Below are 13,333 nucleotides of genomic sequence, written 5' to 3' on the forward strand. Positions count from 1 at the left end.
GTGCGGCCACGATCCGGGCGGTGTCATCGGTCATTGGTCGTTGATCCGGGCCGCTAGGGTTGTCCGGTGCCGGACACCGACCATCTGAGCGACTCGTTCCTCGCCGCCGTGGCGCTGGCGAACGTGTTCGGCGGTGAGTTCGCGCAGGGGCGCGTGCGGGCGGAGGGCGACGAAGCCGGAGTCGTGGCTTCGTTGCGGCTGACGACGCGGCGGGTGCCCGAGATCGATCTGCCGACCTTCGCTGAGGGTGGGCGCGAGCTGTACGGCGTACTGCGGCTGCTCGTCGACGACGACGTGGACGCGGCGGCCGATGGTGTGAACGCGATGCTCGAACGGACGATGGCGACACCGCGACTGGTCCGCGAAGGGAACCAGCCGTGGCATCTGCACTTCGCCGGAACCGGTGTGTCGGTTGCGATCGGCTGGCTCGCCGAGTTCGCGACGGCGGTGGCCCGGGTGATCGGGAACGACGCGTCGCGGCTGCGTTCGTGTGAGGCGGAGCGGTGCGACAACCTGTTCCTGGACAGCACGCGCAGCCGGACGCAGCGGTACTGCTCGACGGCCTGCCAGAACCGGACGAAGGTCGCCGCGCACCGGGCTAGGCGGCCGTAGCCGTCAACATGGTTGCCTGGGGCACCCATCCGAGCCGGCGGTAGAGGGCGGCGCCGTCGACGGTCGCCATCAGCAGGCCGGTGGTCGCGCCTCGTTCTCGTGCTCGTGCGGCGAGTGCGCCCATCACGATGCTGCCGAGACCCTGGCGGCGGTACGCCGGGTCGGTGTGGATGTCGTGCAGGACGGCGTCTCGGTTGGTGATGGCTGCCATGCCCCGGGCGGCCTCCGTGGGCGTTTCGTCTCGATCGCCGGACGCGGCGTCTTCTTGCCAACCGGGGATCCGGACGCGTTCGAGCGGTCCTTCGGTGGATCTCAGCACTGTGTGTCGATGGGCCGGCGCGGGGTGTGCGCTGAGGTCGATGGTCATCAGGAGGCGTCGCTCCGGCAGGAGCTGGAGGCCGCTGTTGGTCAGCTCGGTCTCGGCTTCGTCGGGTGTGTTGGTGGTGACGGTCAGCCAGGTCGGGCGGGCGGCGGTGCGGGCCGCGTCGATCCACGGCGCCGGGTCGGCGTCGGGGTGGACGAAGAACTCGCGATCGCGGTGCGGGAGGTTGAGGGTGACGTCGAGCGCGGTGCTGCGGTCGGCGGCGGGTTCGAGGCCGCGGCACAGACCCCAGCCGTACTGCCAGCGGCGGAGCAGATCATCCATGGGTAACTGTCTATCACGAGATAGGTAGTTACGACAGGGGTGTCAGCTGCCCAGGACAAAGGTCTGGATCGCGATCACTGCAGCGCCGCGGGCCCACTCGTTGAAACTCGCGTCGAGCAGGACGATCGGAGGATCGGTCGCCTCCGGGTGGCGGTCGAAGTGCAGGCCGTCGAGGAGAGCGTCGTGCGCGACCTCGACCAGGCGCACGCCCTCGCCGCCGAGGACGACCCGGTCGGGGAGCGTGAAGTTCGCCGCGGCCGCTACGAGGCGGCCCATGGCGCAGCCCGCGCGGTCGATCAGCGGCTTCGCGGTCGGGTCGCCTTGCGCGGCGAGATCCAGGCACTCGTCGTACGAGAGGTCGCGGCCGAGGGCCTCGCTGACCTGGCTGATGATCGCGTCGGTGGTCAGGATCGTGCTGGCGCAGCCGACGTGACCGCGCTCGCAGCGCAGACCGTCGGCGAGCAACGGCTGGTGGCCGATCAGGCCGAGGCTGGCGTCCGGGCTGTCGACGATCCGGTCGTGCACGACCAGCCCGAAGCCGATCCCGGCGCCGATCGTGATCAGGCAGAACCGCTCCGCGCCCCGGCCCGCGCCGAACCAGTGCGTCGCCTCGGTCAGCGCGGTCAGGTCGTTCGCTACCACCACCGGGACGTCGGTGTGCGCGGCCAGCAGTTCGCCGAGCGGTACGTCGTACCAGTCGAGGAAGGCACTGGAGCGGACCTGGCTCTTGTTCACCACATGCCCACCGAGCGAGACCCCGAGCCCACTCAGCTCTGTCTCGGGCTGGTACGCCGCCAACGTCTTCGTCAGCTCAGCCACCGTCGCCGCCACCGCCTGCGGACTGTGCTCCAGAAGCGGCAGCTCGGCCGTCGCGATCACCTCGGCCCGGAGCGTCGTCAACACCCCGACCGCGTGATCCCCGGTCAGCTTGATCCCGACGAAGTGATGCGCCGCCGCGACCACGTCGAGCGGCTGCGAAGGCCGCCCCACCCGCGGATCACTCGGCCCCGCCGACACCTCGACCAGCAACCCCGACTCCAGCATCGGCTTCGTGATCCGCGTCAAACTCCCCGGCGACAACCCCACCCGCCGCGACAACTCCGCCCGCGACAAGGGCCCGTCCAGCAAGATCTCCAACCCGACCCGCTGCGCCGGCCCCACCAACGGCTCCCACCCACCCGCCACCAGCCCACCCCCGTCCACAGCTCGATCTGCACGGCAGAATACGCAATCCGTACCCGGCGACCGGCGCGTCGTCCGGCTAGTGGGGCAGTTTGCGGGTGTCGATCAGGTGTTGGGCTACGTCGCGGAGTTTGGTGTTGGTGTCCTGGGAGTAGCGCTTGAGGATGGCGAAGGCTCGGTCGCCGTCGACGTCGAAGCGTTCCATCAGGATGCCCATCGCCTGGCCGACGAGTTTTCGGGCGTCGACGGCCTGGGCCATCGTCTCCTCGTGGCGGGCGGTGGCGACGGCGACCGAGGCATGCCGGGCGAGGATGTGGGCGATCGCCTCGTCATCGGCGCCGAAGGCGTCGGGTTGCGGGCTGTAGAGACCGAGTACGCCGACCGACGCGCTGCTGCCGGTGCCGGTGGTGAGCGGAACGTCGAGGACCGAGCGGACGCCGAGCTGGGCGACGCGGGCGGTCCACTTCGGCCAGCGGGTGTCGGTGGAGGTGTCGCGGATCAGCACGTTCGAGCGGTCGCGGAGCGCGGTGACCAGCGGGCCGTCGCCGTCGTCGATCTGCAGCTCGTAGACCTCGGCGACGACCGGGTCGGTGACCGCGGCGATCTCCGGCCGGGAGCCGCGCCGGTGCAGCGCCACCCCGGCGTACGTGCAGTTCAGCGCCTGCAGCGCGAACTGCACCACCGCGTCGATCGTCTCCTCGATCCCGGGCGCGTCGTGCAGCTCGATCGCGAGCTGGGCGAACGCGTCGGCCGACGTCATCGCGGCGTAGTCGAACTCTGCCATCCGGGCTCCAGACATGGGTCAGCGTCAGGGCACCCCGAGGCTGGAGTGTTCCACAGTGCACATCATGCAGGCTGTGGCCGCAGAACTGTTAGCCGGTCCTACGTCAAATGTGTGTAGAGCTCACAGTCCGAGGTCGGTCAACCCCGGGTGGTCGTCGGGCCGCGGCCCGGGAGCCTCCCAGTGGAACAACCGGTCGGTTTCCTCGATTCGCTGGTCGTTGATGCTGGCCTTGCGGACCCGCATCAGCCCGTGCTCGTCGAACTCCCAGTTCTCGTTGCCGTGCGACCGGTACCACTGCCCGCCGGCGTCGCGGCACTCGTACACGAACCGCACCGCGATCCGGTTCCCGGTGTACGCCCACAGCTCCTTGATCAGCCGGTAGTCGAGCTCGCGCTCCCACTTCTGGGTCAGGAACGCGACCACCTCGGCGCGGCCGGTGACGAAGGTGTCCCGGTTCCGCCAGGAGGTGTCCTCGGTGTAGGCCAGCGAGACGGCCTCGGCGTTGCGGCTGTTCCAGCCGTTCTCGGCGGCGCGGACCTTCTGGGCCGCGGTCTCGGCGGTGAACGGCGGCAACGGCGGACGGTCATTCATCGGAACTCCTCGGATCGACTGACAACCCCCGGAGTACTGTATACAAACTCGTTCGCGGTTCAACCACCATCAGTGGCGCAGATCTCCCCGCGATCGCGTCAGTCGTCAGGCCGGCCGCTGCTCCACCCGGCACTGCGGCCCACCGGGCCCGGTCTCACACACCAGTACGGCGTCCGCCGACGGCTGCGGGTGCCGCCACGGCATCACGGCCTCACCCGCGAGCAGCGCCTCGAGCGTCTGCATCTCCGGGTCCCGGACCTCCGGGTGGTGCTGGTACCCCGCGGCGCCGAGCGCCAGTGCGGCCGCCATTCCCAGCAGGTTCACGTCGTTCGGCAGCTCCGGAGCGACCGATCCTTCGGCCGGCTCGAGCCGGAGCCCGCTGCCGGGCACGTCCACGATCCGCGCGACATAGGTCATGGAGGCGAGCGTAGACCGCACGTTCTGGGTTGTGCATCCCAGTAGGCTTCGAACCATGAGCCTGACCAGCAAGGGCCTGGCCACCAAGCAGCGGATCGTCCGTACGGCGGCCGGCCTGATCGCGGCGCACGGCGTCGCGGGGACGAGCATCGAGAGCGTCCGGTCCGCGGCCGGGGTGAGCGGCTCGCAGATGACGCACTACTTCCGAGACAAGCGCAGCCTGGTCCAGGCGGTGGTCGGCCTGCAGGCCGACGTCGTCGTCCGGGCGACCGCGCTGGACAGCTTCGCCGCGCTCCGGCGCTGGGCCGACGCCCAGGTGCAGCTCCAGGTCGACCGGTCCTGCGCCGGCGGCTGCGTGTTCGGGTCGCTGGCCGGTGAGCTCAACGAGAGCGACCCGGTGACGCGGCGCGAGCTGGCCGCCGGGTTCGGCCGCTGGGAGGTCGCGCTCCGCGACGGTCTGCAGGCGATGCGCGACCGCGGCGAGCTGCGGCCGGACGCCGATCCGGCGCGGCTGGCGACGGCGCTGCTCGCCGCGCTGCAGGGCGGCGTACTGCTGACGCAGACGCACCGCGACCCTGAGCCGCTGCGGGCGGCGCTGGATGCGATGCTGACCCTCGTGGAGTCCTACGCCGTACGCCGGCCGACCGGGCAGGGGGACTGAAGTGTCCGAGCCGACTTCGCGACTGTCGGGGCGGTCGTTGTGGACCCGGGGGATCGCGACGCCGATGCGCTCGTTCCTGCGGACCGAGGCGGGCAGCTCCGGCGTGCTCGCGGCGGCGATCGTGCTCGCGCTGCTCTGGGCGAACCTGATGCCGGACACCTACGAGAGCTTCTGGCACACCGACTTCTCGCTGAAACTCGGTCAGGAGGAGCTCAGCCTCGACCTGCGCGAGTGGATCAACAGCGGGCTGATGACGCTGTTCTTCCTGGTCGTCGGGCTGGAGGCGCGGCGTGAGTTCGACCTGGGCGACCTGCGCGAGCGGAGCCGGTTCGTGCTGCCGGTGGTCGCGGGCGTGGCGGGGATGATCCTGCCGATCCTGGTCTTCGTCGCCTTCAACGCCGGCGGCGAGGGCTCGCACGGCTGGGGCGTCGCGATGTCGACCGACACCGCGCTGGCGCTCGGTCTGCTGGCGCTGGTCGGTCGCGGCGTCCCGGACCGGGTCCGGGTCTTCCTGCTGACCGTGTTCGTGGTCGACGACCTGATCGCGCTGCTGGTGATCGCGATCGTCTACAGCGAGAACATCGCGATGATGCCGTTGCTGGCGGCAATTGTGGCCTTCGGCATCATCTTCGCGCTGTCGCTGGCCGGCGTCCGGAACCCTGTCTTCTACGTGTTCCTGGGCATCGTGACCTGGGCGGCGCTGCTCACCTCCGGAGTCGACCCGGTCGTCGCCGGCCTCGCGATCGGGCTGACCGCGCCGGCGTACTCGCCGGGCCGTGACGACCTCGAGCAGGCGAGCGGGCTGTTCCGGCTGTTCCGCGAGCAGCCGACGCCGGAGCTGGCGCGCAGCGCGACGCTCGGGGTGACCTCGACGCTGTCGCCCAACGACCGGCTCCAGCACTTCTACCACCCGTGGACGAGCTACCTGATCGTCCCGTTGTTCGGGCTGGCGAACGCCGGGATCAGCATCCACCCGGACTTCCTGGCCCAGGCCTACACGTCACCGATCACGCTCGGGATCATCCTCGGCTACACGTTCGGCAAGCCGATCGCGGTGACGGTCAGCTCGTGGGCGCTGAACAGGTTCACCAAGGGCCGGGTGAAGCCGCTGGTCGGCTGGGTCGGCGTGCTCGGCAGCGGGACGATCGCCGGCATCGGGTTCACGGTGTCGTTGCTGATCGCAACGTTGGCGTTCGAGGGCGACGCGCTGGCCGAGGCGAAGGTCGGGCTGCTGTCGACACTGGTGATCGCGTCGGCGGTGACCTGGGCGGTGTTCCGGGCGGCGAAGCTGCTGTCGCCGCCGCAGAAGGCGGCCGCGTTGCTCGGTGACGCCGAGCAGCTGATCGACCTCGTCGACGAGGTCGACCCCGACAACGACCACGTCCGCGGCCCGGCGAACGCCTCGGTGACGTTGGTCGAGTACGGCGACTTCGAGTGCCCGTACTGCGGGCTGGCGGAGACCGTCGTACGGGACCTGCTGAAGGACGACGACCTGCGCTACGTGTGGCGGCATCTGCCACTGACCGACGTGCACCCGCGGGCGCAGATCGCCGCCGAGGTGTCGGAAGCGGCGGCGGCCCAGGGCGCGTTCTGGGAGATGCACGACCTGCTGCTCGCGAACCAGGACAAGCTGCAGCCGACCGACTTGATGCGGTACGCGAATCAGCTCGGCCTGGACGACGACCGGATCCACGACGAGGTGAAGCGGCACGTCGCGGCCGGCCGGGTGGCCCGCGACGTCGAGACCGCGGACCTGAGCGGGGTGTCCGGGACGCCGACGTTCTTCATCAACGGGCAGCGGCACTACGGCGCGTACGACATCGAGACGCTGACCAAGGCGATCAAGACGGCGCGGGCGCGGGCGATGGTCGCGGCGCGCAGTGGCAGTAATTCGTAGCACAAGGTCGTTTCTGCCACTTCTCCGCGCCGGCTCGCCTCGGCGACGCTGGGGACTCCCCGACCGAGGAGAGTCCCCATGTCAGCAGTCCTGCAGGTCCCGCCGGCGCCGTCCGAGACCGCCGTCGCCCACTTCGCCGCCCGGCTGGCCTTCGAGACCGACTGCTCGGACGTCGCCACCGACATCGGCGCCGGGGTCGGCGGCTGGGCGCTGATCGACACCCGCAGCCAGGAGAGCTGGGACCAGGGCCACGTCCCCGGCGCGATCCACCTGCCCACCCGCGAGATTCAGGCGCGCGCGGCGAGCGTCGTACCGGCCGGGCTTCCCGTCGTCACCTACTGCTGGGGCCCGGGCTGCAACGGCGCGACCCGAGCCGCGCTCGAGTTCGCCCGCCTCGGGCACCCGGTCAAGGAGATGCTCGGCGGCTTCGAGTACTGGACCCGCGAAGGCCTGCCGGTGGAAACCGTCGAGGGGACCAGCCGCCGAGCCGTCGACCCGCTGGTCGCACCACGCGGAGTCGCCTGCGCCTGTTGATCAGTGCGAGGCGAGGTAGTCCGCGTTGCCGCGGATCGACGCCTCGTAGCGCTTGATCTCGGCGGTGTCGACGCGGTCGGCGATCACCAGCAGCAGAGAGGCGAGGGCCTTGTCCTTGCGGCCGGAGGCATGCAGGGTGAGGGCCTTGAAGACGCGGAGGGAGTCGGACTCCGGGAACTCCTGGCAGGCCTTGGTGAAGACGTCCAGCGACTCGTCGTACCGGGCCAGGTTGCGCAGGGTGCTGCCGTACTGGAGCAGGCAGCGGCGCCGGGTGTCGCCGGTGAGGCCGGGAAGGGCTCGCTCGTAGTAGACGAGCGCCTTCTCCTCCTGGCCGTCGGTGTCGTAGGAGCCGCCGACCTCGTACAGGACGTACGGGTTGCCGGGGTGCTCGCGCAGCAGATCCTCGAAGAACGCGATCGTCGGCGCCATGTTGGCCCGGCTCCGTCGTGCGAACGCTTCCTCGATGGTGGCCGCCAGCTCCGGCGTCAGCTCTTCACTCACGGCAACCATCATGCCCCTACAGATCGATCACCACATCGTCGGCCGGGCGCGCGCAGCACGGCAGCACCTGACCGGGCCCGGCCGGCTCCAGCGGTTGCGGCTCGTACGAGACCTCGCCCGCGACCAGATCGGTCACGCACGTGTGGCAGACACCGGTCCGGCACGACCAGCGCGCCGGTACGTCGCACGCCTCTGCCAGCTCCAGCAGCGACCCGTGCTGATCCGACCACGGCACCGACAACCCGCTCCGCGCGAACGTCACCAGCGGCCCGGTCCCCGGCTCACCCGCCGGAACGTGCGGCGGTACGACGGTCTGCCCGACCAGTCCCGGGTTGATCGGCGGCAGCGTCCCGAACAGCTCGGTGTGGATCCGCGTGAGACCCGCCTCGGTGAGCAGCCCACGCAGGTCGTCCATGAACGCCGTCGGCCCGCAGATGTACGCCGTCGCATCCTTCGGTACGCCGAGCGCCCGCAGCTCGTCGGGCGTCGGCCGTCCGTGGGTGTAGACGAACCGGTGCATCTCCGGCAGCGCGTCGAGCAGCTCGTCCACCTCCTCGCCGAACGCCGGATCGCGCGTGATGTGGATCCACCAGACCGGCCGGGTGTGCGGCGAGGCCGCGAGCGTGTGCAGCATCGCGAGCACCGGCGTGATCCCGATCCCGCCCGACACCAGCAGCACCGGCCCGACCTCGTCCTCCAGCACGAACTCGCCGCGCGGCGCCGCGACGTCGAGCGTCATCCCAGCCTTCAGCTGCTCGTGGATGTAGCGGCTGGCCACCCCGTCCCGCTTCACGCTGATCCGGTACGCCGTACCGCCCGGTGCCGTCGACAACGAGTAGCTCCGCACAGCTGGTCCTGGCACCCGTACGGTCAAGTACTGCCCGGCCCGGTACGACGGCAGCTGGTCGCCCGTCAGATGCACCGACACGACCGTCGGGCTCTCCCGCACGACGCGCTCGACGGTCAGCGGCTTGAACCCGGTCCATCCAACCTGTGGCGCCTCAACCGTCTTCTCCAACAGCTCCCGGAACGACCCCACCCATCCCGGACTCAGCGCCGGCACTCGCAGCGTCGCGCGCAGCTTCTCCTCGTCGCGGTTCGGCAGGTAGAGCAGCCCGTCGACCTCGGCGACCGACAGCTGCTCCGGCCCGACCCGCGTCCGAACGATCTCGTCGCCCGCCTCGACCATCCCCTCGGTGATCACCCGCAGGTAGAACCCCGGCCGCCGGTGGCTGACCAGCAGCGACGGCAGCTCCGGCTCGCCCGTCCGCATGCCGACCCGGTAGCAGGTCACCCGCGGCTGGGTGACCTCGAACTCAGCCGTCCCGATCCGGTACCGGTCGCCGATGCAGACCTCGGCGTCGGGCAGCCCGTCGACGGTGAAGTTCTCGCCGAACACGCCGTACTCGAGCTCGCGGCCGAAATGCTTCTCCCAGTGCCGGTACGAGTCGAGCTGGTAGACCATCACCGCCCGGATCTCGCCGCCGTGCCCGCCCAGATCGCCCTGCCCGTCGCCGTCGACGTTCAGCCGCCGGACCATCCGCGGGCCGTCGACCGGGGCCTTCCAGATCCCGGTGTGGACCGTGCGGCCCTCCCACTCGACGTCCTTCGGCATCCCGACGTTCAGCGAGACGAGTGTGGCCATCACGATCCTCCTGAGCTCAGCACCGACCGGGTCGGGGTGAAACGGACGGCCCGGCCGGTCTCGGTCGGAGCATCCCAGTCGATGGTCGCCCGCCCGGACAGGTGAAGCGAGTCCCCGGTCGCGAAATCCACGAAGAGCAGCGCCGCGGTCGGGTCGGTGGCGAGGTTGCCGAGGCTGTTGAACATGTTGTTGCCCGGCTGGTCGGCCCACCACACGGTGTCACCGTCGAGGTGCACGGTGCCGCCCTTGTGCGAGGTGTCGGCGCCGCGCTCGGGGTGAGTGGTGCCGAGGAAGAAGGTGTCGGAGCGCTCGATCAGGTCCTGGCCGAGCAGGCCGTTGGTCATCTCGGTCACCTGGCGCTCCGTTGCTGGGGGCAACGGCCTGGGGTGGATGTACTGCGGGCAGTTGCCGTACGCCTGGTCGGCGCTGATCGCGAGCAGGTCCGGCCGGCTGACGATCAACGTCCCGTTCACACGGAAGCGGCGGCGGATCGCGAACTCGATCACGATCAGGCCCGCCGGCTGGTCGGCGGGCAGCAGGTGCAGCGGATCACCCGGCGGCAGCGCGGTGTGCACGGCGAGCGTCGTACCGGCGGCTTCGAGGAAGCCCGCCGGTCCGTGCAGCGGGGAAGTCCAGAGCCGGCCGTCGGGGTCGCGGGCGGTGATCACGGCGAACTCGCGCTGGGCGAGGAACTTGGCCGCGCCGCCGTCGAGCAGCGGGGGACGCAGCATGCCTTCGAGGCGCGAGGCGTCGTACTCGACGCCGGCGCGACGCTGGACCGCGAGCTCGCCTTCGTGGAAACCGGCCGTACGCCGGACGGTGTCCTCGTGGACGCTCATGACTGCTTCCGCGTCTTCTCGTAGTGCCGGGCGACGCGGGTGCGGTTGCCGCAGATCGAGCCCACGCACCACTGCCGGCGCTTGTGCTCGGCGAGGAACAGCATCGAGCACTCCGGGTTCGCGCAGCGCCGCAGCAGCGCGAGCTGCTCCGCGTCCGCGAGCAGCTCGATCGTCTCCCGCGCGATCGCCGCGAGCTTCGCGTTCCCGCCGTACTCGACGTGGTAGCGCACTCGCAGCTCTCCGTCATCGAGTCGAACGCTTTGCGGCGCGGAGGCCGACGCCGCGTTCAGATCCTCGACCGCCGTCGCCTCCGGTCGTCGCCCGGCCAGGTGCGCATCGAGCACCTCCCGCACCGCCGACCGGATCCTCCGCGTCGAAGCGACATCAGGGATCGGCCCCTCGGGCAGCCGCCCGGCCTGCAGCGCCCACCACTTCTCCCGCTGCCCCGCGGGCTCCAGCAGATCGATCGACGGATTCGGCACCAGCATCTCGGTGTCCGCCAGATCCAGCGCGACCAGTCGCTCACCGCCCATCGCGAAGCCTTCGTCCAGCAGCTCGTTGACATTAGGCCTTGTGCTCATGGCAGCATCGTACTAATACTTAATCCCAGATTTCAACATTAGGAAGGAACTTCTCATGGGACTGTCCTGGCAACAAGGCCCGCTCGGCGCCGGCCCGGTCGGCCGCTTCCTCACCCCCGAACCGCTGCCCGAACGACTCCTGTACGCCGAACGCCTGCGCCGCCGGATGCGCGTCCAGTACGCCGGCGAGTGGATCGCCGACAGCGAGGACGTGATCCTGCTGCACGAGCCCGGCCGCTACCCGGTCGCGTACTTCCCGCTCGCCGACGTCCGCGCCGAGGTCCTCACCGAGGCTCCGCGCCAGACCCAGCACCGCGATCTCGGCGCGACGACCTGGTACACCGTCGGCAGCACCGACCGCGCGGCGTGGCAGCACGTCGACCTCCCGAAGTACGCCGACGAACTGGCCGGCCGGGTCGCGTTCGCGTGGCGTGCGATGGACGCGTTCTACGAGGAGGACGAGCGGATCCTCGGCCACGCGGCCGACCAGTACCACCGCATCGACATCCGCAACACGTCGCGGCACCTTCTTGTACGGGTCGGCGATCGCGTCGTCGCAGAGACGACCCGCCCGGTCGTCCTGTACGAATCAGGCTTCGCCCCGCGCTGGTACGTCCCGCGCGAGGACATCGTCGACGGCGCGCTGACCGCGGTCGAGGGCCAGACGTTCTGCCCGTACAAGGGCATGGCCGACTACTACGACATCGCCGGCGCCGAGCGCGCGGCCTGGTCCTACCGCGACGCGTACGACGAGGTCGGCCGCGTCCGCGACCTGGTCTCCTTCGAACCCGACAAGGCCGACGTGTACCTGGACGGCGTACAGCTGCACCTGGAGCCCGGCCAGCAGGTCCGCCCGCACGGCGTCGACCGCGACATCACCGACGGGAAGCACTGAGATGACCCTGCACGACCGCACAGTCCTGGTGATCGGCCGCCCGAGCGGCATCGCCGCGGCAACTGTGGAAATTCTGGTGGGTGCCGGCGCCAACGTGATCCTTGCCGGACGGACTTCAGAAAAGTACCCGGTAGATCTCACCGACGAGTCCTCCATCGCAGCCCTCGCGGCCTCCCTCGGCAAGGTCGACCACGTCGTCTCCACCGCCTCCGCCCGAGCCCGCGGAGCCCTGGCCGACCTGCAGCCGGACACGATCGCCCTCTCCTTCGCCACCAAGGTCACCGGCCCGATCCTGCTCGCCAAACACTTCGCCCCGCTGATGCCGTCGGACGGCTCCTTCGTCTTCTTCTCCGGCCAGTCCGCCCGCAAGCCGATGCCCGGCATGCTCGCCGTCGGCGCGACGAACGCGGCGGTCGACACCGTCGTCCGCTCCCTCGCCGTCGAACTGGCGCCGATCCGCGTCAACGCCATCTCCCCAGGCACCATCGACACCGGCGCCTACGACGCCCTGGGCCCCGACAAGAAAGCCGCCCTCTTCGCCGACCGCGCCACCACCAACCCCGCCCACCGCATCGGCACCGCGTCGGACGTGGCGGCGGCGGTCCTCTTCACCCTCACCAACACCTTCGTCACCGGCCACACCGTCCCGGTCGACGGCGGCGAAGCCCTCGTCTAAGGAGCCCCGACATGCCCACCGATCCGCCGGTCACCCCCGGCAACCTCCAGTTCGAACTCGTCCCCATCCCAGTCCGCGACCTCGACCGCTCGAAGGCCTTCTACGCCGACCAGGTCGGCTTCACCCTCGACGTCGACGTCGAGCCGGCCCCCGGCGTACGGGTCGTCCAACTCACCCCACCCGGCTCGTCAGTGTCGATCAAACTCTCCACCGGCTTCCCGAAGCTCGACATGGAACCCGGCTCGCTGCGCGGCCTGCACCTCGTCGTCGCCGACATCGACGCCGAACGCAACCGCCTCCTTGCCAACGGCATCGAAGTCGAACCGGTCGAGGACGTCCGAGGCGTCCAGTTCGCCTACTTCGCCGACCCCGACGGCAACACCTGGACGCTGCAGCACCTGCCGTGGCGCCCGGTCCGGCCGTAGCCGGACCGGGCGAGGGGTCACGAGTGGATCGTGACGCAGGGCAGGCCCTTCGAGGTGTGGCTGCCGTCGGCGTTCCGGACCCAGGCCTCCGCGCAGACCTTGCTGTTGTTCGGCAGGTTGCGCCGGATCGTGTAGCTGTAGACGTAGGTCCAGCTCTGCTGCTTCTCGGCGGTGTTGTAGCTGAAGCCGGGGCCCCAGATTCGGTAGTGCCCGTAGAAGTTGAGCGCTCCCCACTGGTTGCCCTTGACGTACGCCTGGTCGACGTACAGCCCGGAGCCGGTGACGCCCACGCACGCGTGCCCGTTGCAGCCGCTGGCACTGGCGCCGGCGGGTGCGGCGGTCGCCGCGGCTGCGCCCGTGACGAGTGCGAGCGCACCGACGGTCTTGAGGAGACGGTTCTTCATGATCGTTGCCTTTCCCTCGAGTTGTGATCGAGCGACAGGCAAT

The 13,333-nt window shown here is 70.1% G+C and carries 17 protein-coding genes; 7 read left to right on the forward strand and 10 right to left on the reverse strand.

What is annotated here, in order from left to right:
• Positions 1–66 precede the first annotated feature (66 nt).
• Entirely contained in the window at positions 67–612 is a 546-nt protein-coding gene (locus ACZ6Z4_RS02225; RefSeq protein ID WP_465557244.1) for a CGNR zinc finger domain-containing protein, read from the forward strand.
• Here the strand turns inward: ACZ6Z4_RS02225 and ACZ6Z4_RS02230 are convergent.
• From ACZ6Z4_RS02230 to ACZ6Z4_RS02250, 5 genes are all read right to left on the reverse strand, one after another.
• Complete coding sequence (locus tag ACZ6Z4_RS02230) at positions 599–1,258, reverse strand: GNAT family N-acetyltransferase (protein ID WP_465557246.1); 660 nt, start codon at positions 1,256–1,258, stop codon at positions 599–601. The genes ACZ6Z4_RS02225 and ACZ6Z4_RS02230 overlap by 14 nt on opposite strands.
• Before the next feature lie 42 nt (positions 1,259–1,300).
• The gene (locus tag ACZ6Z4_RS02235) at positions 1,301–2,443 is read right to left on the reverse strand and encodes an ROK family transcriptional regulator (RefSeq protein WP_465557248.1); all 1,143 of its coding nucleotides are present in this window, start codon (positions 2,441–2,443) and stop codon (positions 1,301–1,303) included.
• A gap of 76 nt (positions 2,444–2,519) precedes the next feature.
• Positions 2,520–3,224 (reverse strand): GAF and ANTAR domain-containing protein, encoded by a 705-nt coding sequence (locus ACZ6Z4_RS02240; protein WP_465557250.1) that lies wholly within the window; start codon positions 3,222–3,224, stop codon positions 2,520–2,522.
• Between the two features lie 120 nt (positions 3,225–3,344).
• A complete protein-coding gene (locus tag ACZ6Z4_RS02245; RefSeq protein WP_465557251.1) occupies positions 3,345–3,815 on the reverse strand; it encodes a nuclear transport factor 2 family protein in 471 nt (156 codons plus the stop codon).
• A 105-nt stretch (positions 3,816–3,920) separates the two neighbouring features.
• Positions 3,921–4,232: a hypothetical protein gene (locus tag ACZ6Z4_RS02250; RefSeq protein WP_465557252.1), complete on the reverse strand. Its 312-nt coding sequence runs from the start codon at positions 4,230–4,232 to the stop codon at positions 3,921–3,923.
• Between the two features lie 55 nt (positions 4,233–4,287).
• On the opposite strand from ACZ6Z4_RS02250, the gene ACZ6Z4_RS02255 reads away from it, so the two are divergent.
• From ACZ6Z4_RS02255 to ACZ6Z4_RS02265, 3 genes are all read left to right on the forward strand, one after another.
• On the forward strand, positions 4,288–4,893 hold the full coding sequence (locus ACZ6Z4_RS02255; protein ID WP_465557253.1) for a TetR/AcrR family transcriptional regulator: 606 nt from the start codon (positions 4,288–4,290) through the stop codon (positions 4,891–4,893).
• 1 nt (position 4,894) lies between these two features.
• Positions 4,895–6,790 (forward strand): Na+/H+ antiporter NhaA, encoded by a 1,896-nt coding sequence (nhaA, locus tag ACZ6Z4_RS02260; protein WP_465557255.1) that lies wholly within the window; start codon positions 4,895–4,897, stop codon positions 6,788–6,790.
• Between the two features lie 78 nt (positions 6,791–6,868).
• Positions 6,869–7,324, forward strand: coding sequence for a rhodanese-like domain-containing protein (locus tag ACZ6Z4_RS02265; RefSeq protein WP_465557257.1), 456 nt, complete (start codon positions 6,869–6,871; stop codon positions 7,322–7,324).
• Here ACZ6Z4_RS02265 and ACZ6Z4_RS02270 read toward each other — a convergent pair whose 3' ends face one another.
• Genes ACZ6Z4_RS02270 through ACZ6Z4_RS02285 form a run of 4 tightly spaced genes read right to left on the reverse strand, consistent with a single transcriptional unit; the run spans position 7,325 to position 10,890 of the window.
• Positions 7,325–7,834, reverse strand: coding sequence for a tetratricopeptide repeat protein (locus ACZ6Z4_RS02270; protein WP_465560575.1), 510 nt, complete (start codon positions 7,832–7,834; stop codon positions 7,325–7,327).
• 7 nt (positions 7,835–7,841) lie between these two features.
• On the reverse strand, positions 7,842–9,470 hold the full coding sequence (locus tag ACZ6Z4_RS02275) for an MOSC domain-containing protein (protein ID WP_465557259.1): 1,629 nt from the start codon (positions 9,468–9,470) through the stop codon (positions 7,842–7,844).
• Complete coding sequence (locus tag ACZ6Z4_RS02280; RefSeq protein WP_465557261.1) at positions 9,470–10,309, reverse strand: pyridoxamine 5'-phosphate oxidase family protein; 840 nt, start codon at positions 10,307–10,309, stop codon at positions 9,470–9,472. The genes ACZ6Z4_RS02275 and ACZ6Z4_RS02280 overlap by 1 nt, the downstream gene beginning before the upstream one ends.
• Positions 10,306–10,890, reverse strand: a complete 585-nt coding sequence (locus tag ACZ6Z4_RS02285; protein ID WP_465557263.1) for a CGNR zinc finger domain-containing protein — start codon at positions 10,888–10,890, stop codon at positions 10,306–10,308. Before ACZ6Z4_RS02285 ends, ACZ6Z4_RS02280 begins: the two co-directional genes overlap by 4 nt.
• 55 nt (positions 10,891–10,945) lie before the next feature.
• Here ACZ6Z4_RS02285 and ACZ6Z4_RS02290 point away from each other — a divergent pair, with 55 nt between their 5' ends.
• From ACZ6Z4_RS02290 to ACZ6Z4_RS02300, 3 genes are read left to right on the forward strand one after another with little or no spacing between them, the layout of a single operon-like run.
• On the forward strand, positions 10,946–11,785 hold the full coding sequence (locus tag ACZ6Z4_RS02290) for a DUF427 domain-containing protein (protein ID WP_465557265.1): 840 nt from the start codon (positions 10,946–10,948) through the stop codon (positions 11,783–11,785).
• A gap of 1 nt (position 11,786) precedes the next feature.
• The gene (locus ACZ6Z4_RS02295) at positions 11,787–12,461 is read left to right on the forward strand and encodes an SDR family oxidoreductase (RefSeq protein WP_465557267.1); all 675 of its coding nucleotides are present in this window, start codon (positions 11,787–11,789) and stop codon (positions 12,459–12,461) included.
• Between the two features lie 11 nt (positions 12,462–12,472).
• The gene (locus ACZ6Z4_RS02300; protein ID WP_465557269.1) at positions 12,473–12,886 is read left to right on the forward strand and encodes a VOC family protein; all 414 of its coding nucleotides are present in this window, start codon (positions 12,473–12,475) and stop codon (positions 12,884–12,886) included.
• A 17-nt stretch (positions 12,887–12,903) separates the two neighbouring features.
• On the opposite strand, the gene ACZ6Z4_RS02305 is transcribed toward ACZ6Z4_RS02300, so the two are convergent.
• A complete protein-coding gene (locus tag ACZ6Z4_RS02305) occupies positions 12,904–13,290 on the reverse strand; it encodes a hypothetical protein (RefSeq protein WP_465557271.1) in 387 nt (128 codons plus the stop codon).
• Positions 13,291–13,333 lie beyond the last annotated feature (43 nt).

The sequence above is a fragment of the Kribbella sp. NPDC104740 genome (genome assembly GCF_055583505.1).